This is a genomic window from Enterobacter sp. CPE_E890 (assembly GCF_046521475.1).
Lineage (GTDB): Bacteria > Pseudomonadota > Gammaproteobacteria > Enterobacterales > Enterobacteriaceae > Enterobacter > Enterobacter adelaidei.
Window position 1 is genome coordinate 2190766 of the sequence record NZ_JBKFZW010000001.1, and the last position, 20213, is coordinate 2210978.

A 20213-nucleotide genomic window follows, 5' to 3' on the forward strand; every position below is an offset into this window, starting at 1 on the left:
CAGCACGCCGGGTCAGACCAGCGTGCGGTTTAAGTCAGGCAGGAACGGGAAGGGCGATGTTGTGGTATACCGGCCAGCTAAAGCAGAAGCGCGCGCCGCCGAGCTCGCTCTCCTCGCAATGCACCGTGCCGCCCATCGCCTGTGCGATAGAGTAGACAATCGCCAGCCCCAGGCCGCATCCGCCAGTGGCGCGATCGCGGCTGGGATCGAGACGCACAAACGGTTCAAACACCGTTTCTCGCGCTTCCGGGGCAATTCCCGGCCCGTCGTCTTCTACAGTCAGGCGGGCCTGATTGCCCTGTAAATCCAGTCCAATCTGCAATGTGCTTTCGCTGTAACGCATGGCGTTGTTGAGCAGGTTGTCCAGCACGCGCTCCATCAGGCGCATATCCAGAGCACCATAATCACCCGAGGTAACGCGGGTCAACAGCGTGCGTTGTGGGTTCACGCTCTGGACATCATCAATGTGAGTTTGCAGCCAGTCAGGCAGATCCGGCGTGCTGAGGTTCAGCTCGTTCTGCGGGCGGTCGAGGCGCGCGTAGGTCAGCAGCTCCTCAATCAGCGCTTCAAGCTGGCCAATATCGCGATTCAGAGCCTGAGATTCCGCTTCCGTCAGATTCTCGCTCATTTCAAGACGATAGCGCAGGCGAACCAGCGGCGTTCGCAGCTCGTGTGCAATCCCGTCGATCAACTGCTTCTTACTGGCGATTAGGGCATTGATGTTATCGGCCATCTGGTTAAAGGCCACGCCCAGACGTTCAAAGCTGGAACCGCTGTCGAAGTGAATACGTTCGGTAAAATGCCCCTCGCCAAAACGCTGTGCGGCGGATTCCAGTTTCAGCATGTCCTGCCAGTGTGGTCGCATCCAGATAAAAACCGGAAACGCGAGTGAAATGGCGATAAAGGCCATCAGCGCCATATCCAGCAGACGCATCTGGTGCAGATAATAGAGGTAGGGCACCGGCCCGACGGCCAACACGTAATGGCTGCGCGGAATACGCTGGATAAAGGTATATTTCTCATCCAGCGCGACAATGTCCCCGTCGCGCAGACGCTGCATGGCCCGCGCGTCCAGATCGAAATCTTTCAACGGCTCAATGCGTAAATCAAACGACAGGTTCAGATCCAGCTCTTTCAGGGTTTTTGCCCAGTCGTGCGGTGGGATCTCTCTCAGCTCGCTGCGCATCAGATACAGCGAGCTTTTCATCAGGTCATCCAGCGACTGCCTGCCTGCACGTTCGGCAGTGAATTTATAGACCAGCCCGACCAGCATGGTCATCACCAGGAAGCAGACAAACAGCAGAAGATAAAACTGCACAAACAGCTTTTTCATTAACGATTCCGGATGATGAAATAATCAGGTTTCCCAGGCGTGCGGGGCAAACAGGTAGCCTTTGTTACGCACGGTTTTAATGCGGTACGGCTCGGTGGCGTTATCCTGCAGCTTTTTGCGCAGGCGCGATATCGCCACATCAACGCTGCGATCCATGCCGTCATAACTTACTCCGCGCAGGTTTTTCAGCAGCGCATCGCGATCCATGATTTGCCCGGCATGTGTTGCCAGCTCCCAAAGCAGGTCAAAATCTGCTGTCGAGAGCGCAATAAGCTCGTCGGAAAGCAGTACCTGACGGTTGATCGGATCAATGGAAAGCGTCCCAAAACGCATCGCTTTGTGCGGCGTCAGCGACGGAGCAGGCGCTTCGCGTTCAATGCTGGCGTGCTGGCGTAAATGAAGACGCAGGCGCGCGAGCAAAACGGCAGGCGGTGTGGTTTTCAGAATGTAGTCATTGGCACCCATCTCAAGCGACAAAATATGGTTCATATCGCTGTCCAGCGATGTGAGCAGGACAATAGGACCGTCCCAGCGGGCGCGCAGGTCGCGGCAGAGCGTCATGCCATCTTTTCCTGGCAACATGATATCCAGCAGTACCAGGTCCGGGTTTTCACGCACGACGACCTCTTCGGCGCGATCGCCACGAGGCTCAACAATGACGTCCATATCATGTTTACCCAGATAGGCGGCGATCAATTGCCCGACTTCGGGTTCGTCTTCAACATAAACAATCTTATTCATACAACGTCTGTTATCGTGAAAAATGTCAACATACACCGCAGAACCTTAACCTTCCATTAATCTTTCAAAATTAGCATCAGTTCCGTTATTCTGACTCATATTGTTACTTGATTGTTTCAGGAAAGAAAAAGTATGGGGCTGGTGATTAAAGCCGCGCTTGGGGCGCTGGTGGTGTTACTGATTGGCATTCTGGCAAAAACCAAAAATTATTATATTGCCGGGCTGATCCCACTCTTCCCGACTTTTGCGCTCATTGCGCACTATATTGTGGCCTCTGAACGGGGCACAGAAGCATTGCGAACGACCATCGTGTTTGGCATGTGGTCTATCATCCCGTATTTCCTCTACCTGTTATCGCTCTGGTATTTCACCGGTTTTCTGCGACTTCCCCTGGCGCTGAGCGGGGCAGTGGTCTGCTGGGGGCTCAGCGCCTGGGTGTTAATCTTCTTCTGGAGCCGTTTTCACTAGCGCAGTGGTCGGCCTCCGTCCACGGCAAAGGTTCTGCCGGTGACATAGCAACTGGTGAGCAGGTAATCCACAAGGTCAATCACCTCTTTTTCGCCTGGGGCGATTTTCATCAGCGACTTGTTCAGCGCCTGCTGGCGATACTCCGCATCATCGGTTTCGTTAAATAAAATCATTGCCGGAGCGATGGCATTTACCTTCACCTCGGGCGCGAGTTTGCGGGCAAACGAGCGCGTCATGTTATCCAGCGCGGCTTTACTGGCTGCATAGGCAATGTGCTTGTCGCTGCCACGCTCCACCACATAATCGGTGAAATGGATAATGTCGCCCGCAGCATGCCCGTGGCCGCGCAGCAGATCCTGCAGCGCGTGATTAAGCAAATAGGGCGTATTAACGTGGATCTGTAACATGGCAGAGAGCGTTTCGCTGAGCGACGTGCCGGGCTTTTCGGCACACCAGGCACTGGCGTTATGGATAACGGCACGTAGCCCCGTCGTGGTGGACTTCACCTTATCCGCAAAGGCCAGAATGCCTTCATCGGTTGAAAAATCCGCCTGAATGCAGACAGCTCCTGCTTTCCGTAATCCTTCGACAGAGGGATATTCAGTACGATAACTGACGATGACCGGATGGCGAAGGTTGAGAAAATGATGGGCAAGGGCGAGGCCGATACGGCGGCCTCCACCGGTAATCAGTATTGGGTGAAGCTGTTCATTTCCCATCGTATTCTCCTTTACAGTTCAACAATGGGAAAGGCGATGCTATCCCATTAACATCCAGGTTGCCGGTAAAGCAGCAACCAGTAACAGTCCGATTAAGGCCATCTCGCGGCGTTTAAGTGCGTTTTCCAGCTGATGCGTGCGGCGTGCATAGATAAACACCAGCAAACCCGGTGCATATAACACTACAGACAGCAGCAAATGCATAGGCCCGGAAGCATACAACAACCACAGACCGTAAATACAGGCTCCTACACCCACAACATAGTGCGCCGGGCGTGTGGCGATTTTTAACAAATATGCGCCCACTAAGAAATAGGGTACCAGAATCATCTCGGAGGCGATGGTCAGCAGAGTGTTATAGTCAGAACCTGTGAGCCAGATCAGCACCAGACAGACCTGCACGCTGATGTTAGTCAGCCAGAGTGACGCGGACGGCGCACTGTTTTTGTTCTGACGGGCAAACAGGCGTGGAAACGCCTTATGCGTAGAGGCCAGAAACGGGACTTCAGCGGCCATGATGGTCCAGCTCAGGTAAGCGCCACAGACGGAGATGATCAGCCCCGCAGCAATCACCACATCGCCCCAGGGACCGAGCATTTTTACCATCAGCCCTGCCATTGATGGGTTACGCATTCCGGCCAGCTCAGGACGTGCTACCACGCCCAGAGACAGCAGCGTCACCAGCAGATAGACCCCCAGCGCGGCCAGTACGGCCAGCAGAGTTGCACGGCCCACATCGCGTTTATTGCGTGCCCGGGCGGAAACCACGACCGCGCCTTCAACACCGATAAACACCCACAGGGTAATGAGCATCGTGTTTTTCACCTGCTCCCAGACAGGTACGCCCAGCGCAACGCCGGTGAAATCGAGCTTAAATACGTCCATACGGAACGCAATAAAGGCCAGCACGATAAACAGACCAAGCGGGACCAGCTTCGCGAGGGTTGCCACAAGGTTAATACTGGCTGCTGTTTGTACGCCACGTAAAACCAGCCAGTGAACGAACCACAGCAGTACCGAGGCACCCACAATAGACTGCCAGGTGTTACCATCGCCAAAGAGACGCAGCTCAGGCGTGTCGGTAAAGAAACTCAGCGCCGAGAAGACGATCACCAGATAGGAGACGTTGGCGATAACCGCGCATAACCAGTATCCCCATGCGGAGCAGAAGCCAATCAGCTCACCAAAACCTTCACGTGCATAGGTGAAAATACCGCCGTCCAGATCAGGTCGGATGCGGGTCAGCAGCAACATTGCGAACGCCAGCAGCAATATCCCAACGCCGGTGATACCCCAGCCAATGAGGAGTGCGGCTGGGCTTGCCACCGCCGCCATGTTCTGCGGTAAACTGAATACGCCCGCGCCCAGCATTGAGCTTAAAACGAGTGCAGTCAGAGCACTCAGGCCAAGTTTCTTTTCCATTGGCTTCCTGTTATGAAAAGTCCAAATCCAGAATAATTATTTCGCACAGGCGCATAAAAATGGTGGATCACACTAAGGCGCGGGATTTTACGGAGTGTAACGAAAGCATGCAATGACGTGTGGCAGAAATTCAAAAAAAGTAACAAAAAAAGGCGGCATTGCGCCGCCTTTGATCAATGATTTTGTTACTTGTAGAGATCGGCGCTGATCGTCACGTTGTTGCCACGTTCCTGCCACTGGCGGGTGATGTGGTAGTATTTCGCCCCTTTCTTCGCCGCACGCTTCGCGACCTGATAAGAGACTTCCGTCATGTTGCCGTAGTTGCCGGTAAACTTGATGCTGTCGAACGGCACCATCTGCGCAGCAGTGGCGTTGTTCAGCTCTTCAATTTTGGTACCGTCTGGCAGCGTCACGGAATAACGGCCACCTTTCGTGGATTGCGTTTCGAAGAAACGACCCACTTCAGCGCTTGGTGCAGCAGATGTTGCTACGCCAGGGATTTCAACTTTCTTCGCTGCCTCACCGCCTTTTGCGATTGCCGCGCGGCCTGCTTCGGAATCAGCCGGGATAACATCCGGACTTTGCAGAACACGTTTTTTCGCATCTTCTTTATAGATGAACGCGGTAATGCGCTGGTTGCCGCCCTGGTTAGCATCTACCTGACGCACGATATAGAAAGAATATGCACCTTTCTCTTTCGCCGCTTTGGTGATGGCATCGTTCACTTCAGGCTGGCTGCGATAGAAGCCCTGAACGGTGACGGTGTCATAAGGTTCCAATGCGATCGCTTGATCTTTTGGCAGTTCAACGATGCCATTAATCACGCGATTTTTCGGTGCATCAGCTTTCGGTGCATTGTCTTTGAACAGCGCAATCGTTACGCGCTGATTACCGCTGTTGCCATAATCAGACTGGTCAACGACGTAAAACGAGGCCGCACCATTTTTATCGGCGGCTTTTGATGCGGCGGCGACGGCATCGCCAATGGAATTGTAACGACCCACAATGACCGTATGGTCAAAAGGTTTTAACGCTGCCGCTTGCTCCGGCGTTAACTCTGTTGCGGCATTCGCAGACAGGGCGGTCGCACAGAGAAGTGCGGACGCCAGGAGTGTGTTCTTAAGCTTCATAAAAATAATCCTTCGCCTTGCGCAAACCATGTACTGGTATTGTTGTTAATTTGAGACGGTCCCGATTATGGCATTTAAAACCTGTCGCTGTCTGCGGCATTTTTCACTGCCAGTGCTTACTGAATCACCGAATTCGATAACATTTAGTGATATGTTGAAAAAACAGACGTTTGACAAGTAAAACTGATAAAGCTTATGACTTTCACAAGTTAATTTAATGTTAATAACTTGTTCTCTTATGGCGCTATATCATGTTTTTACCGCTTCGCTTGCGCGATTTATCGGCTTCGACGATGAATTTAAGGTAAATATCACTGTCAGTGACGCCGATCGCTTATTTTTCACAGATAAAGTAAGAAATAGTGTTTTCTGGCGGTAGATCACGGGCGCTATTTTCAGTAGGTTATAGACAGTTTGTTACTGTTTTATTTTCCGGGGTTAATCATATCTCGTCGCTATTGTGATGGCGAAAATTGATACAAACCGCGGGCATTTATCGACAAACCATCATCAAAAACCGATGGAAGGGAAAACTATGCGTATTGGGGTACCAAAAGAACGGTTAGCCAATGAAACCCGCGTAGCGGCAACACCGAAAACGGTGGAGCAACTGCTTAAACTGGGTTTTACCGTCGCGGTTGAAAGCGGCGCAGGCAAACTGGCGAGTTTCGATGACGAAGCCTTCATCCAGGCTGGCGCGGAAGTGGTGGACAGTGCTGAAGTCTGGCAGTCACCGGTGATTCTGAAGGTGAACGCACCGGAAGAGAGTGAGATTGCGCTGCTCAATCCAGGTACGACGCTGGTGAGTTTCATCTGGCCTGCGCAAAATCCTGAGCTGATGGAGAAGCTGGCGGCACGTGGCGTGACCGTGATGGCCATGGATTCTGTGCCGCGTATTTCGCGTGCCCAGTCGCTGGATGCCTTAAGCTCCATGGCAAACATTGCCGGCTACCGCGCCATTGTTGAAGCGGCCCACGAATTTGGTCGCTTCTTTACCGGTCAAATCACTGCGGCGGGTAAAGTCCCTCCGGCGAAGGTGATGGTGATTGGCGCGGGCGTTGCGGGCCTTGCTGCAATCGGTGCAGCAAATAGCCTGGGGGCTATCGTGCGCGCGTTTGACACCCGTCCTGAGGTTAAGGAACAGGTTCAAAGTATGGGTGCCGAATTCCTTGAGCTGGACTTCAAGGAAGAAGCAGGCAGCGGCGATGGTTACGCGAAGGTGATGTCTGAAGCCTTTATCAAAGCCGAAATGGAACTCTTCGCCGCCCAGGCGAAAGATGTCGATATTATTGTCACCACTGCGCTTATCCCGGGTAAACCCGCGCCGAAGCTGATCACCCGTGAAATGGTAGATTCCATGAAGCCGGGCAGCGTAATTGTCGACCTGGCGGCGCAAAACGGCGGTAACTGTGAATATACCGTCCCGAATCAGGTGACCACGACCGCGAACGGCGTGAAGGTGATCGGTTATACCGATCTGCCGGGTCGCTTGCCAACGCAGTCTTCTCAGCTGTACGGCACCAACCTCGTTAACCTGCTGAAACTGCTCTGCAAAGAGAAAGACGGCAACGTCACCGTTGATTTCGACGATGTGGTCGTACGTGGCGTTACCGTGGTTCGTGAAGGTGAAATCACCTGGCCTGCGCCACCTATTCAGGTTTCTGCTCAGCCTCAGGCTGCACCGAAAGCGGCGCCAGAACCTAAAGAACCCGCCAAACCCGCTTCTCCATGGCGCAAATACGCGATCATGGCGCTGGCGATTATTCTGTTCGGCTGGCTGGCTAACGTTGCACCGAAAGAGTTCCTTGGCCACTTTACCGTCTTCGCGCTCTCCTGCGTGGTGGGTTACTACGTGGTGTGGAACGTTTCCCATGCCTTGCATACGCCACTGATGTCGGTCACCAACGCCATCTCGGGGATTATCGTGGTTGGGGCGTTACTGCAGATTGGTCACGGCGGCTGGATCAGCTTCCTGAGCTTTGTTGCGGTGTTGATCGCCAGTATCAATATTTTCGGTGGTTTCACCGTGACTCAGCGCATGCTGAAAATGTTTCGTAAAGGCTAAGGGGTAGCATATGTCTGGAGGATTAGTGACAGCCGCATACATTGTTGCTGCAATCCTGTTTATTTTCAGTCTGGCGGGGCTTTCCAAACACGAAACGTCTCAGCAGGGTAATAACTTTGGTATCGCCGGGATGGCGATTGCACTGATTGCCACCATCTTTGGGCCGGACACCGGCAACGTTGCGTGGATCCTGGTGGCGATGATCATCGGTGGTGCGATTGGTATTCGTCTGGCGAAACGCGTTGAAATGACCGAGATGCCGGAGCTGGTTGCGATTCTGCACAGCTTTGTCGGTCTGGCGGCGGTGCTGGTAGGCTTCAACAGCTACCTGTACCACACCCCGGGTCTGGAACCGATTCTGGTGAACATCCACCTGACGGAAGTGTTCCTCGGAATCTTCATCGGTGCGGTCACCTTCACCGGCTCCATTGTTGCGTTCGGTAAACTGCGCGGGAAGATCTCGTCTAAACCGCTGATGCTGCCAAACCGTCATAAGCTGAACCTGGCGGCGCTGGTGGTGTCGTTTGTGCTGCTGGTGGTCTTCGTGCGTACCGAAAGCGTGGGTCTGCAGGTACTGGCGTTGCTGGTGATGACCATCATTGCGCTGGCATTCGGCTGGCACCTGGTAGCCTCCATCGGTGGTGCGGATATGCCAGTGGTTGTCTCCATGCTGAACTCCTACTCCGGTTGGGCGGCTGCGGCGGCAGGTTTTATGCTGAGCAACGACCTGCTGATCGTCACCGGTGCGCTGGTGGGTTCTTCCGGTGCGATCCTGTCTTACATCATGTGTAAAGCGATGAACCGTTCGTTCATCAGCGTTATCGCCGGTGGGTTTGGTTCTGATGGTTCCTCGACGGGTTCTGACGAAGAAGTGGGTGAGCACCGCGAGATTAACGCGGAAGATACTGCTGATATGCTGAAAAACTCGCATTCGGTCATTATCACCCCAGGCTATGGCATGGCGGTAGCACAGGCTCAGTATCCGGTCGCGGAGATCACTGAGAAGCTGCGCGCGCGCGGGATCAAGGTTCGCTTTGGTATTCACCCGGTGGCAGGGCGTCTGCCAGGTCACATGAACGTACTGCTGGCGGAAGCGAAAGTGCCTTACGACATCGTGCTGGAAATGGACGAGATCAACGATGATTTCGCCGAGACCGACACCGTGCTGGTCATCGGTGCTAACGACACCGTTAACCCGGCGGCGCAGGACGATCCGCGTAGCCCAATCGCCGGTATGCCGGTTCTGGAAGTGTGGAAGGCGCAGAACGTGATTGTCTTCAAACGCTCCATGAACACTGGCTATGCCGGGGTTCAGAACCCGCTGTTCTTCAAAGAGAACACCCATATGCTGTTTGGCGACGCCAAAGCCAGCGTGGATGCTATTCTGAAAGCGCTGTAAGTTGTACTAAATGAAAAAGCCGCCAATTCTGGCGGCTTTTTTATCCCCAAACGCTGTTTAATCGTCTTCCGGGTCGTCCATCTCAACCGGCGTCTGGTACTCATCCGGTTTAATGACCAGCAGGTCACAACGCAGATGGTCGATCACCTGTTCGGCGGTATTGCCGAGGAATGCGGCAGAAATACCGGTTCGACCAATGGTGCCCAGCACGACAATCCCGGCCTGCAAATGTTCGGCTAAATCCGGGATAACCTCTTCAGGCAACCCTTTTTCCACGTGGGTCATTTTCTCATCAATGCTGAATTTCTGGCGCAGCGCTTTCATGGCCAACAGGTGCTGACCACGGATGGCGTCGTTATACACGCTCGGGTCAAATTCAGGCAGTTCAATGGCGATATTGATCGGCGTCACCGGATACGCGCCAACCAGATGCACTTCGGTGTGGTTGACCTGTTCAGCGAGCTGGATTGTCTCCTTAACCAGCTTCTCGTTCAGCGCATTGTGGTAATCCTCTTCGCTGGCGAGATTGACTGCCACGACGGCCTTACCGCCTTCAGGCCACGGCTGGTCTTTCACCATCCAGACCGGGCAAGGGCATTTACGCAGCAGATGCCAGTCGGTAGGGGTGAAGATCACGGATTCCAGCTTGTCGTGCTGGTGCGCCATCTTCAGCAGCAGGTCATGCTCACCGGCAACGACTTCCTGGATAATGGCTTCGAAAGGTCGGTTATGCCAGACCACCTTAATATCAATAGGAACTCCCGCTTCCAGGTAATACTTCGCCTGTTCGCGGATCCACGCGGTACGCTGGCTGATCACTCCCTGACGCATAGCGGTGCGCTCGTCAGGCGACAGAAGGGTGGTCATCTCATATGAGAAGTCATAGATCGGCAAAAACGCTTTGATTTTGCCACCAATCCGTTGATGTAAATACACAGCACGCCGTAATGCCGGCTGATCGTCCTGATTCGGATCGATAGCTACCAGCATGTTTTGATACTTTGCCATACAGGTCTCCTTACTACTGTCACCACAGTCTGTAATTAAAAGAGTAACCTATATATCCTGAATGAAACAGGGGGGAGGTTTTGCCAGATCAATAATTCATGAAAAATTATCAGAGGAAAAGAACGGTCGTTGTCACCGCAATAAATGCAATAAACAGCAACACCATCACTGCTATCGCAAAGGTCGTGGAATCCTGAACGTAGGTTTTTTCCTCCCCCTTCATCGGGCCGACAAGCATGATCCAGATGAAGATAAAGGTCACTGAGGCAATCACGACTGAAACGAAAAATAAACTTTCTCTCAATTCATAACCTCAACGAGAACCTTTTGGGCGCTGTGTGGGGACGTGCTACGGTGAAAATGTCAGATAACGGAAGTGTTAATATGCCAGACCAATAAATCAAGAAAATTTATTGGTCTGGCAATATACATATGGGCTTTATGCCACGTTACGGGCGTGCCCGGCAAGAACGGCCAGTGCTTCGCCGTTTTCGATCGTGATGTATTTACCCTTAACAGCCAGCATACCGCTTTTCTGGAAACGGCCCAGCAGACGGCTGATGGTTTCCACGGTCAGGCCCAGGTAGTTGCCGATATCGCCACGCGTCATGGTCAGACGGAATTCGCGTGGAGAGAAACCACGCTCAGCGAAGCGACGGGAGAGGTTGTAGATAAACGCAGCCAGGCGTTCTTCTGCATTCTTTTTGGAAAGCAGCAGGATCATGTCCTGATCGCCTTTGATCTCACCGCTCATCAGGCGCATCATCTGCTGGCGCAGATTAGGCATTTTTCCGGACAGGTCATCCAGAGTTTCAAACGGGATTTCGCAAACCATAGAGGTTTCGAGCGCCTGAGCAAAGCTCGGGTGGTGGCCAGTGCCGATGGCATCAAAGCCAACCAGGTCACCCGCCAGATGGAAGCCGGTGATCTGCTCATCACCCTGTTCGGTGATGGTGTAGCTCTTGATGGTGCCAGAACGGATAGCATAGAGCGATTTCAGTTCGTCTCCCGCTTTAAACAGCGTCTGCCCTTTCTGAATAGGCTTTTTGCGCTCGATGATATTATCAAGCTGATCAAGTTCATGCTCATTCAGGGTAAACGGGATACAGAGCTGGCTGATGCTGCAATCCTGGCAATGGATAGCACAACCGCCAGACTGAATGCGTCGTATAATTCGCTTTTCCGGGATCATAGGTTTGCTCAAGCCTTAATTGATATTGGTCAATTTTAACATCTTTTTGGTAAGTACGTAAGCCTGGCAAACTCTCAATAAGAACAAGAGACGGCAATGTGCTGCCATCTCCTTGAAATTCCACAGCTTGATTATGGATTTTTAGCCTAACCGGTAGAAAATTAAGCACAAAAAGCCTGGGATTTACAGCAGAAGATACCCTTCGTGACGCAGTAACCACTCTTTGCGCTGTACGCCTCCGGCATACCCCGTCATGGTGCCGTTGCGGCCAATCACTCGATGGCAGGGCACCACGATGCTGACCGGGTTGGAGCCATTCGCGGCACCCACTGCGCGTGCCGCCCCGGCGCGGCCTAACTGCTCCGCGAGCTGGCCATAATGCATGACCTGTCCGCACGGGATAGTCCGCAGCGCTTGCCACACTTCGCGCTGGAAAGGTGTTCCGGCCGTGGCGGTGGGTAGGGTGTCGATGCTGCTGAGATCGCCCTCAAAGTACGCCGCAAGCTTGTCGCTCAGTCCACCAGGGTTGGTGGCACTGATACGTTCATACCCCTGTGAGCGGTAATGAATATCGAGCAGATCTTCCATGCGATCGCTGTGCTCTTCCCACTCAACGGCACGCAGACAAAACTGCTCGTCCGCGATCACCCACAGCGGCCCAAGCGGCGTCGCAATCTTATCTTCGAGTAATCTCAGCATCCTCGTTCCTTTAGTTCAGCCTCGGGTAGATCCCCGGTCCAATTGGCAGGCCGACAAGATACCACGCCACCAGCATGACCAGCCATACTCCTAAAAAGATAAGCGGGTAGGGCAAAACCAGCGAATAGTAGGTACCCAGTTTGGCTTCAGGTTTATAGCGCTGCAGGAAGCCTAAAAACAGCGGAACAAACGGCGAAACCGGCGCCAGCGGGATGACGGAGGAGTCAGCGATACGGAACAGGATCTGGGCAAATGCCGGGTGGAACCCCAGCATCATAAACATCGGCACGAAGATCGGGGCCAGAATTGACCAGATGGCCGATCCGCTGGCGATGAACATGCACAGCAGGGATGACAGTAGCGCCAGACCGACAAACGCCGGGACGCCGCTTAACCCGGCAGCCTCCAGCGCGTCGGTCAGGCCGACGGCCATAAATTTGCCCATGTTGCTCCAGTTAAACATGGCGACGAACTGAGCCAGCGGGAAAACCATCACGATAAAGCCCGCCATCTCTTTCATCGGCTCGATCATCAGCTGCGGCAGATCGGCCTGACGGCGAATTTTACCGGTGGCGATGCCATATGCGAGCGACACGACAAAGAAAAACAGAATAATCAGCGGCACAATGCCCTGAATAAAGGGTGAGGGAAGTACGGTATGTTTGACCGGATCGCGCAGAATACCGCTTTCCGGCACCACCATTAGCGCCACCAGGGCGATAAAGGCCAGCGAGACCACGCCCGACACGCGCAGGCCGAAGCGCTGTTCTTTGCTCAGGGTTTCCAGCTTTTCATCGCTGCGACCTTCCCATTTTCCCAGACGCGGTTCGATGATCTTATCGGTTATCAGCCCGCCGACAATCGTCAGGACAATGACCGAGCTTGCCATAAAGTACCAGTTATCGATGACGCTGACATGCATTGCGGGGTCGATAGTTTTCGCCGCCTCCGTACTGATGCCCGAGAGCAGTACGTCGGTAGTGACAATCAGCAGATTGGCGGTAAAACCGCACCCGACACCCGCAATTGCCGACAGCAGACCCGCTACAGGGTGACGTCCGACTGCGAGGAAAATCAGCGCGCCCATGGGCGGCATAATGACCAGCGCAGCATCGGAAGAGATATGGCTGAAGAAGGCGATAAACAGCACCATATAGCTGGCGTAACGTGCGCTGACGTGAGAGGCCATTTTCACCATCAGGGCCGGTAACAGTCCTACGCGTTCCGCGAGCCCTGCACCCAGAACCAGCGCCAGAATGGCGCCAAGCGGGGCGAAACCGCTGAAGTTTTTGATGACGTTGGGTAAAAACCAATGCAGCCCGTCAACGCTGAGCAGGTTTTTTACCGCCACCAGGCTGCCGTCAGCCGGGCTGCGCACGCTCACGTCAAAGGCGGAGAGCACGGCAGTGGCGACCATTAAAATCAGAATCAGATAGATAAACAGCAGGAAAGGGTGCGGTACTTTATTGCCGATCCTTTCAACCCAGCCATAGAGCTTACCGGATGGGGAATGCGAAGGTATGGATGACATACTCATGGGCGTTCCTCGTGACTATTGTGTTGTTGTGTTGTGTTTTTTTATTTTAAAGGTGACGGTGTCACACCTTGTGGGATCGGACATACGTACGGTTTTTCTGCTATTTGCTGTTCAAACTCTTCCCGGCATTTTTTCAGCAGTTCTGCATCCTGTAGCAGATTTAGCGCGGTAGCTCCCATCACTTTTCCGGCCAGCAGCATGCCTTTGTGGGCAATGGAGGTACGACCCTGAGCGACCAGTTGCCAGGTGTGCAGCGGCGTGCCGACGGTAAAGCAGGGGCTGAAGCACTGGGCGACCGGCATTTTCCAGCTGACGTCGCCCACGTCGGTTGAACCCGCCAGCACGTTGTCAGTAATGGCATACGGTGCGACGTCGTCCACCAGCAACGTCTCCTGGTGGCGGCGGGCAAAGGCTTTACCGGCTTCCCCGCCTGTTGCAGCAATATTTTTCAGACTGTTTTGCAGATCGTTTGGCGTCAGCGTGGCGCGGATCTCGCGGGCAAAATCGCGCTCTTCGGTGGTCCATTCGGGCGTACCGTAGTGCTGCATTGCGCGATACATCGCCGCTTCGAGCGTACGGTTCGGCAGGTAGCTGGAGCAGGCTTTATCAAAGCGGCACTCGACGGTGGTTTCGGTCATCATCGCTGCGCCCTGGGCGATTTTCCCAATGCGTTCATAGATTTGTTGTGCGTCGGCCATCTCCGGGGCGCGGATCAGGTACAACACTTCGGCTTGCGCCTGCACCACGTTGGGTGAAATGCCCCCGGTGTCAGTAATGGCGTAATGGACGCGCGCTTTCTCGATGATGTGTTCGTTAAGGAAGTTGGTGCCAGTAGTCATCAGTGTTACGGCATCCAGCGCGCTGCGTCCAAGATGGGGAGAGTTGGCCGCATGCGCCGCCACGCCGTGAAAACGCCAGGCGGCCTGAATGTTGGCCAGCGTACTGACGTTAAACATGCCAGCAAACGCTTCCGGGTGCCAGGTGACGGCGGCATCGACGTCATCAAACAGACCCTCACGCACCATAAAGGTTTTTCCGGAGCCGCCTTCTTCACCGGGGCAGCCGTAAAAACGCACTGTTCCGCTACCACCGTGTTGTTCCAGCCAGCTTTTTACCGCCATTGCCCCCGCAAATGCTGCAGTACCCAAGAGATTATGCCCGCAGCCGTGGCCGTTAGCTCCCGGCGTGGCGGATTGCGCTGCTGCACAGTGCGCCTGCTGGCTTAAGCCGGCCAGCGCGTCGTATTCGCCCAGCAGAGCGATAACCGGTTTCCCGCTGCCGAAGCTGGCGATAAAGGCATTCGGAATGCCACCCGCTTCACGGGTTAGCGTGAAGCCTTCGGCCTCCAGCGCACTGGCGAGCCGTTCAGCTGACCAGAACTCTTCAAAACGCGTTTCGGGATGATCCCAAATCTCGTCGGCAATATCGGTTAACATCCGACATCGCGTGTCGATCGCATCGGCAATAAAAGCGTAGTTCTCCTGCATCACACACCTCGCGTCCACGGGAAATTAAGCGCAGTCCGCGCCAGCGTTTCGATGGCAACAGCCATTATCTGCTCATCAAAGTCGAATTTTTCATTGTGATGTCCGGCGCTCAAATTCGTGCCAAACACCATATATGACGCCATGCCGTCGTTCTGCTGCACGCGGGCCATCATTAACGTGGCGTCTTCGGAACCCGCCGGGGCTTTAACGTTATCAATGGCATGCACCACGCCGGACACCTGGCCTGCCTGCTCGCGCAGATAATCGACCCAGGCGGGGGTGGGGGCGCTGGAGGTGGCGGCTCCCATCAGGCGTATCTCGGCCGTCACGCCATAGAGTGCCGCCGCGCCGGTGATGACAGACTGTGCCCGTTCAAAGACATACTGATTAATGGCTTCGCTTTCGCCGCGGGTTTCAACCTTGATCATCGCATTGGCGGGCACCACGTTGCGTCCGCTGCCCGCCTGCATTACCCCAACGTTCACCCGGGATGCACCTTCGCTGTGCGGTGCAATGCTGTGCAAGGCGATGGCGGCTTGCGCCGCGGCGAGCAGAGCGTTACGCCCGTCCTCCGGTTTACCACCTGCGTGTGCGGCAACGCCGGTAAAGTTCACGTCGAACTTGGTCGTCGCCATAAAGTTATCGCTGCCGCAGACAACCGTACCGGCAGGCACGCCGGTACCAATATGGATGGCCGTGAAATAGTCCACGTCGTCCAGCGCTCCGGCAGCGACCATGGCGCGTGCGCCGCGCGTCCCTTCTTCGGCAGGCTGGAAGATCAGTTTGAGGGTACCATTGAGTTGTGATTCACTCTGCTTAAGCACCTGTGCCAGTCCCAGACCAATGGTGGTATGGCCGTCGTGCGCGCAGGCGTGCATCATCCCAGGATTGCAGGAGGCAAATCCGTCGCGATACGGGCGGTGGCCGTCGTCGAGTGCTTCACTTAAATCAAGGGCATCCATGTCCACGCGAAACGCCAGGGTCGGCCCTGGTCGGCCGGTATTGAGGGTCGCTACAATCCCGGTAAATCCGCCTTCAAACGGCGCGAGCCATTTCTCAGGCGCGCCTTGTGCACGGGCTCGGTCAAACTCCCGCGCAAGGGTGTCGTCATCAGGCAGCCCCATACGGCTTTCGGCATCCACTACGTCGCGGCCCATCGCCAGTTCGTAACCCATTGAGTCAAGGATTTCCGCGACCTTCGCGGCGGTACGAAACTCCACCCAGCCGGATTCCGCAAAATGGTGAAAATCGCGACGCCATGCCCTTAGCTGCGGCGTTAATGTCTGGATGTATTGCGCCAGTGTGTCCATATCTGTTCCTGTTATCATTAAAATATGTGAACTGCTTCACGCTGTGATAGTTTTTACTTATCACTAACCGTTTTTTCACAGTTTTAACCGTTCAGGAATTACCCTCGCACATCCCTTTCTATTAAAGTAGATGACAGTTTCTTTACTCTGATAAACAACGGTTATCGGTCGGGCTATGTCATTTCAGATTAAATTTCATCAAATCCGGGCGTTTGTTGAAGTCGCGCGCCAGGGCAGTATTCGTGGTGCCAGCAGGGCGCTCAATCTGTCACAACCGGCGCTGACCAAATCCATCAAAGAGCTGGAAGAGGGCATGGCGGCGCAGCTTTTTGTGCGCAGGAGTAAGGGCGTGGCGTTGACCGAATGTGGCGAAGGTTTTTACCCGCGCGCCAGGCTGATTCTGGAAGAGTTACGTGCGGCGCAGGATGACATTCGCCAGCGGCAGGGGGAACTGGCCGGGCAAATCAACATTGGGATGGGGGCCAGTGTTTCACGCAGCCTCATGCCCGCCGTCATCACCCGCTTTCATGCGCAGCACCCGCAGGTCAAAGTCCGGATTATGGAAGGGCAACTGGTGTCGATGATCAATGAACTACGCCAGGGGGAGCTGGACTTTACCATCAACACCTATTATCAGGGACCTTACGACCATGAATTTACGTTTGAAAAGCTGTTCGAAAAACCGTTTGCGGTATTTTGCCGGAAAGGGCATCCGGCGACAGGAGCAACCTCTATTAATGAACTTTTGCATTATAACTGGACAATGCCGACGCCACGGGGAAGTTATTATAAGCAATTAGAGGATGTATTTAACTATCGCTCACAAATACCGCGGATTGGTGTGGTCTGTGAAACGTTTACTTCCTGTATTAGCCTTGTCGCGCAAAGTGATTTTTTAAGTATATTGCCACTGGAACTGGGCTGTGACCCGCTGCTGGCGCACCGTCTGGTCATGATCCCGGTTATCGAGTCGCTTCCAAAAGCGGCATATTATTTAGTTCAGCGCCGTGATTCACGTCAGACGCCTCTTGCCGAATCGTTAATAACGCAATTCAGAAGAGAAGCGAGAAAAATAGTTGTAGAGTGAAGTTTATATAATAAAAAAAACAGGGTCTGCCCGACATCAGACAGACCCTACAGTACACACAGCAGTGCGTCCTTTCGCAGATCCTGAGTGTTATATCCATGGGGCAGGTTTATTTAGTTATAACACCTTTCCTGAAAATTGAAAGGCGGGTGAGTGATTGATTTCACGAATTTTTAACACAAATCACTTATTTTATCTTTGCTAAAATTTTAGTTAAGTGTGGTTTAAGTCTGTGGGGGGATTATTATATCTATTCATTAGGTTAATATTTATACCATACCTCGCGGTATAACGGTTATTGAGGCCCCTGTCTGGCACAGGTATAGTACGGTCCTCAGATGTAGCCGGAGGATATCCATGAACCCTGACGACAAATCCTTTTTTCTTGACGCCATGGAGGATGTCCAGCCCCTGAAGCGCAGCCCGGATATTCACTGGCAGCCAAGCCGCAATACGCGGTCGCGCCAGGAGATGGATACCGAACAGCTGGATAACTTCCTGACCCTGGGCTTTCTGGAACTTCTGCCCCTTGAAGAGGCGCTGGCGTTCCAGCGTGAAGGGGTGCAGCAGGGCGTTATTGATAAGCTACGCTCGGGTAAATATGCCCGCCAGGCCAGCTTAAATCTCTTACGTCAGCCCGCCGAACGCTGCCGTCAGATGCTGTATTCTTTTATTCGCCAGGCCGGACGTGACGGGTTACGTAACCTGATTATCATTCACGGGAAAGGGCGTGAGCAGAACTCCCATCCTAATGTGGTGCGCAGCTATCTGGCGCGCTGGTTAACCGAGTTTGAGGAAGTGCAGGCTTTCTGCGTGGCGCTGCCGCATCACGGCGGCAGCGGGGCATGTTATGTTTCGCTACGAAAATCCGATGAAGCGAAACAGGAAAACTGGGAGCGGCACGCCAAGCGCAGCCGCTAGCGGGCGATAGCCTCGCCCGCCATAGACTTAGAACGTTTCCCAGTTGCTGTCGGTAGAGGCGGTTGTCGTTACCGGACGCAGCAACTGCGGTGTCTTCACATTGGCCGGGCGCGGGGCTGCGACTTTTTCTTTGCCGTTCAGACGAAATGCCGCCACTGCCTGGCGCAGCTGTTCAGACTGATCTTCCAGCGCCGCCGCCGCCGTGGCGGACTCCTGCACCAGCGCGGCGTTTTGCTGTGTCACGCTGTCCATCTGTGAAACGGCCAGGCTTACCTGTTCGATACCACGGCTCTGTTCATCGGATGCTGACGAAATCTCACCCATAATATCGGTCACACGGGTAACGGCAGCGACAATCTCTTTCATGGTGGTGCCTGCTTCGCTAACCTGCTCAGAACCGGTATTCACCCGGCTGACGGAGTTTTCGATAAGCCCTTTGATCTCTTTCGCAGCCTGCGCACTGCGGCTCGCCAGCGTACGGACTTCGCCTGCCACAACCGCAAAACCACGACCCTGCTCTCCGGCGCGTGCGGCTTCCACCGCTGCGTTAAGCGCCAGAATGTTCGTCTGGAAAGCGATGCTGTCAATCACGCCGGTAATGTGCGCAATTTGCTGCGAACTGTCAGCAATTTCGGTCATGGTGCGAACAACGTTATCCACCACGTGACCGCCACGGGCTGCGGTTTCAGAGGCGTTTTTCGCCAATAGCGTAGCCTGACGGGCGTTATCGGAGTTCTGTTTAACCGTTGCGGTCAGTTCTTCCATGCTGGCGGCGGTCTCCTCGAGCGAGGAGGCCTGCTGCTCGGTGCGGGCGGAAAGATCGTTGCTGCCTGCGGCAATTTCGCCAGCGCCGGTGTAGATGGAGTCAGTGCTCCCACGTACGGCGCTGACGGTGGTCACCAGCGACTGCTGCATATCCTGCAGACCTGCGGCCAGTTGACCCATCTCATTGCGACCCGTGATGACGATATCCTGCGTCAGATCGCCGCCCGCAATCGCGCGAATATGGTTCATAATGGTGTTGAGGGGTTTTAACAGCAGATGTTGTAAGCCCTGCCAGATCACTACCAGTACCGCGATAACGGCCAGCAAAATAGCCGCCAGCGTCCATTGCATCTGGGTAAAGCTGCTCTGGTTCTCTTCCGTTGCGGCCTTCAGCAGGGTGTTGTTTTCGGCACGCCAGCGGTTATAGACCGCTTCCATATCGTCCTGGGCCTGTTGAGCGTCCAGATCGCCATAGGCCTGGTAGTTATCGGCACGCAGGTACTCAATCGATAAACGCATCACTTCGTGCATCTGGTTCCAGGACTTCTGCATTTCGTCGGTTAATGCCGCATCCTGACCCTTAACCTGCGGCAGTTTCTGCCACTCTTTGTTGTAGGCTTCGGCTTTTGCCAGCGAGTCGCCTGCGGTGCCAAGCAGTTTGTTTATCGCCGCAAGGGAAGCCGGGTCACGCTGGTTTTTCAGGTAGCGGATCGCCACGCGGGTGACGGTGACGCGGGTTTTCACCAGCGTGTTCACGCTGTCGCTCAGACTCTCCTGTTGGGCATTGAGCACCCCGGAGTTCTGGAAGTTATGGCGATCGTTGCTGACAGCAGAGTAGAACAACCCTCCCGTGACAACTTGCAACAGACAGAATATGGTGAGGGCAAAGATAATACCGGTAATCACGTGCAGGTTTTTCAGCATAGCGGT

At 54.2% G+C, this 20213-nt stretch carries 18 protein-coding genes; 5 read left to right on the forward strand and 13 right to left on the reverse strand.

What is annotated here, in order from left to right:
* Positions 1–34 precede the first annotated feature (34 nt).
* On the reverse strand, positions 35–1333 hold the full coding sequence (gene rstB, locus ACLHV9_RS10880; RefSeq protein WP_028017324.1) for a two-component system sensor histidine kinase RstB: 1299 nt from the start codon (positions 1331–1333) through the stop codon (positions 35–37).
* 24 nt (positions 1334–1357) lie between these two features.
* The gene (gene rstA, locus ACLHV9_RS10885; RefSeq protein ID WP_028017325.1) at positions 1358–2074 is read right to left on the reverse strand and encodes a two-component system response regulator RstA; all 717 of its coding nucleotides are present in this window, start codon (positions 2072–2074) and stop codon (positions 1358–1360) included.
* A 132-nt stretch (positions 2075–2206) separates the two neighbouring features.
* On the opposite strand from rstA, the gene ACLHV9_RS10890 reads away from it, so the two are divergent.
* Positions 2207–2542 (forward strand): GlpM family protein, encoded by a 336-nt coding sequence (locus ACLHV9_RS10890; protein ID WP_028017326.1) that lies wholly within the window; start codon positions 2207–2209, stop codon positions 2540–2542.
* Here the strand turns inward: ACLHV9_RS10890 and folM are convergent.
* The 3 genes from folM to ydgH form a co-directional block, all read right to left on the reverse strand.
* The gene (gene folM / locus ACLHV9_RS10895) at positions 2539–3261 is read right to left on the reverse strand and encodes a dihydromonapterin reductase (RefSeq protein ID WP_049006290.1); all 723 of its coding nucleotides are present in this window, start codon (positions 3259–3261) and stop codon (positions 2539–2541) included. The two genes, ACLHV9_RS10890 and folM, sit on opposite strands and share 4 nt — an antisense overlap.
* Before the next feature lie 39 nt (positions 3262–3300).
* Positions 3301–4683 (reverse strand): amino acid permease, encoded by a 1383-nt coding sequence (locus ACLHV9_RS10900; protein WP_028017328.1) that lies wholly within the window; start codon positions 4681–4683, stop codon positions 3301–3303.
* A gap of 185 nt (positions 4684–4868) precedes the next feature.
* The gene (ydgH, locus tag ACLHV9_RS10905; RefSeq protein WP_028017329.1) at positions 4869–5813 is read right to left on the reverse strand and encodes a DUF1471 family protein YdgH; all 945 of its coding nucleotides are present in this window, start codon (positions 5811–5813) and stop codon (positions 4869–4871) included.
* 535 nt (positions 5814–6348) lie between these two features.
* On the opposite strand from ydgH, the gene pntA reads away from it, so the two are divergent.
* Positions 6349–7878 carry a Re/Si-specific NAD(P)(+) transhydrogenase subunit alpha gene (pntA, locus tag ACLHV9_RS10910; protein WP_049006288.1) on the forward strand — a complete coding sequence of 510 codons (1530 nt, stop codon included), beginning with the start codon at positions 6349–6351 and terminating at the stop codon, positions 7876–7878.
* A gap of 10 nt (positions 7879–7888) precedes the next feature.
* Positions 7889–9277: a Re/Si-specific NAD(P)(+) transhydrogenase subunit beta gene (gene pntB / locus ACLHV9_RS10915; RefSeq protein ID WP_028017331.1), complete on the forward strand. Its 1389-nt coding sequence runs from the start codon at positions 7889–7891 to the stop codon at positions 9275–9277.
* Between the two features lie 57 nt (positions 9278–9334).
* Here pntB and uspE read toward each other — a convergent pair whose 3' ends face one another.
* From uspE to ACLHV9_RS10950, 7 genes are all read right to left on the reverse strand, one after another.
* Positions 9335–10285, reverse strand: coding sequence for a universal stress protein UspE (gene uspE, locus ACLHV9_RS10920; protein WP_028017332.1), 951 nt, complete (start codon positions 10283–10285; stop codon positions 9335–9337).
* 109 nt (positions 10286–10394) lie between these two features.
* Positions 10395–10589: a hypothetical protein gene (locus ACLHV9_RS10925; protein ID WP_008500541.1), complete on the reverse strand. Its 195-nt coding sequence runs from the start codon at positions 10587–10589 to the stop codon at positions 10395–10397.
* 135 nt (positions 10590–10724) lie between these two features.
* Positions 10725–11477 carry a fumarate/nitrate reduction transcriptional regulator Fnr gene (gene fnr / locus ACLHV9_RS10930; protein ID WP_006174991.1) on the reverse strand — a complete coding sequence of 251 codons (753 nt, stop codon included), beginning with the start codon at positions 11475–11477 and terminating at the stop codon, positions 10725–10727.
* Positions 11478–11660: 183 nt separating this feature from the next.
* On the reverse strand, positions 11661–12176 hold the full coding sequence (ogt, locus tag ACLHV9_RS10935; protein ID WP_049006287.1) for a methylated-DNA--[protein]-cysteine S-methyltransferase: 516 nt from the start codon (positions 12174–12176) through the stop codon (positions 11661–11663).
* A 10-nt stretch (positions 12177–12186) separates the two neighbouring features.
* Positions 12187–13713: a p-aminobenzoyl-glutamate transporter gene (gene abgT / locus ACLHV9_RS10940; protein WP_407220448.1), complete on the reverse strand. Its 1527-nt coding sequence runs from the start codon at positions 13711–13713 to the stop codon at positions 12187–12189.
* Positions 13714–13754: 41 nt separating this feature from the next.
* On the reverse strand, positions 13755–15200 hold the full coding sequence (locus ACLHV9_RS10945; protein ID WP_407220450.1) for a M20 family metallopeptidase: 1446 nt from the start codon (positions 15198–15200) through the stop codon (positions 13755–13757).
* Positions 15200–16510: a M20 family metallo-hydrolase gene (locus ACLHV9_RS10950; protein WP_407220451.1), complete on the reverse strand. Its 1311-nt coding sequence runs from the start codon at positions 16508–16510 to the stop codon at positions 15200–15202. Before ACLHV9_RS10950 ends, ACLHV9_RS10945 begins: the two co-directional genes overlap by 1 nt.
* Before the next feature lie 175 nt (positions 16511–16685).
* Between ACLHV9_RS10950 and ACLHV9_RS10955 the strand changes: the two genes are divergently transcribed.
* Positions 16686–17597 carry a LysR family transcriptional regulator gene (locus tag ACLHV9_RS10955; RefSeq protein ID WP_407220453.1) on the forward strand — a complete coding sequence of 304 codons (912 nt, stop codon included), beginning with the start codon at positions 16686–16688 and terminating at the stop codon, positions 17595–17597.
* Between the two features lie 357 nt (positions 17598–17954).
* On the forward strand, positions 17955–18518 hold the full coding sequence (gene smrA / locus ACLHV9_RS10960; protein WP_114977429.1) for a DNA endonuclease SmrA: 564 nt from the start codon (positions 17955–17957) through the stop codon (positions 18516–18518).
* A 27-nt stretch (positions 18519–18545) separates the two neighbouring features.
* Here the strand turns inward: smrA and tcp are convergent, their stop codons facing one another.
* On the reverse strand, positions 18546–20207 hold the full coding sequence (tcp, locus tag ACLHV9_RS10965) for a methyl-accepting chemotaxis citrate transducer (RefSeq protein ID WP_407220454.1): 1662 nt from the start codon (positions 20205–20207) through the stop codon (positions 18546–18548).
* Positions 20208–20213 lie beyond the last annotated feature (6 nt).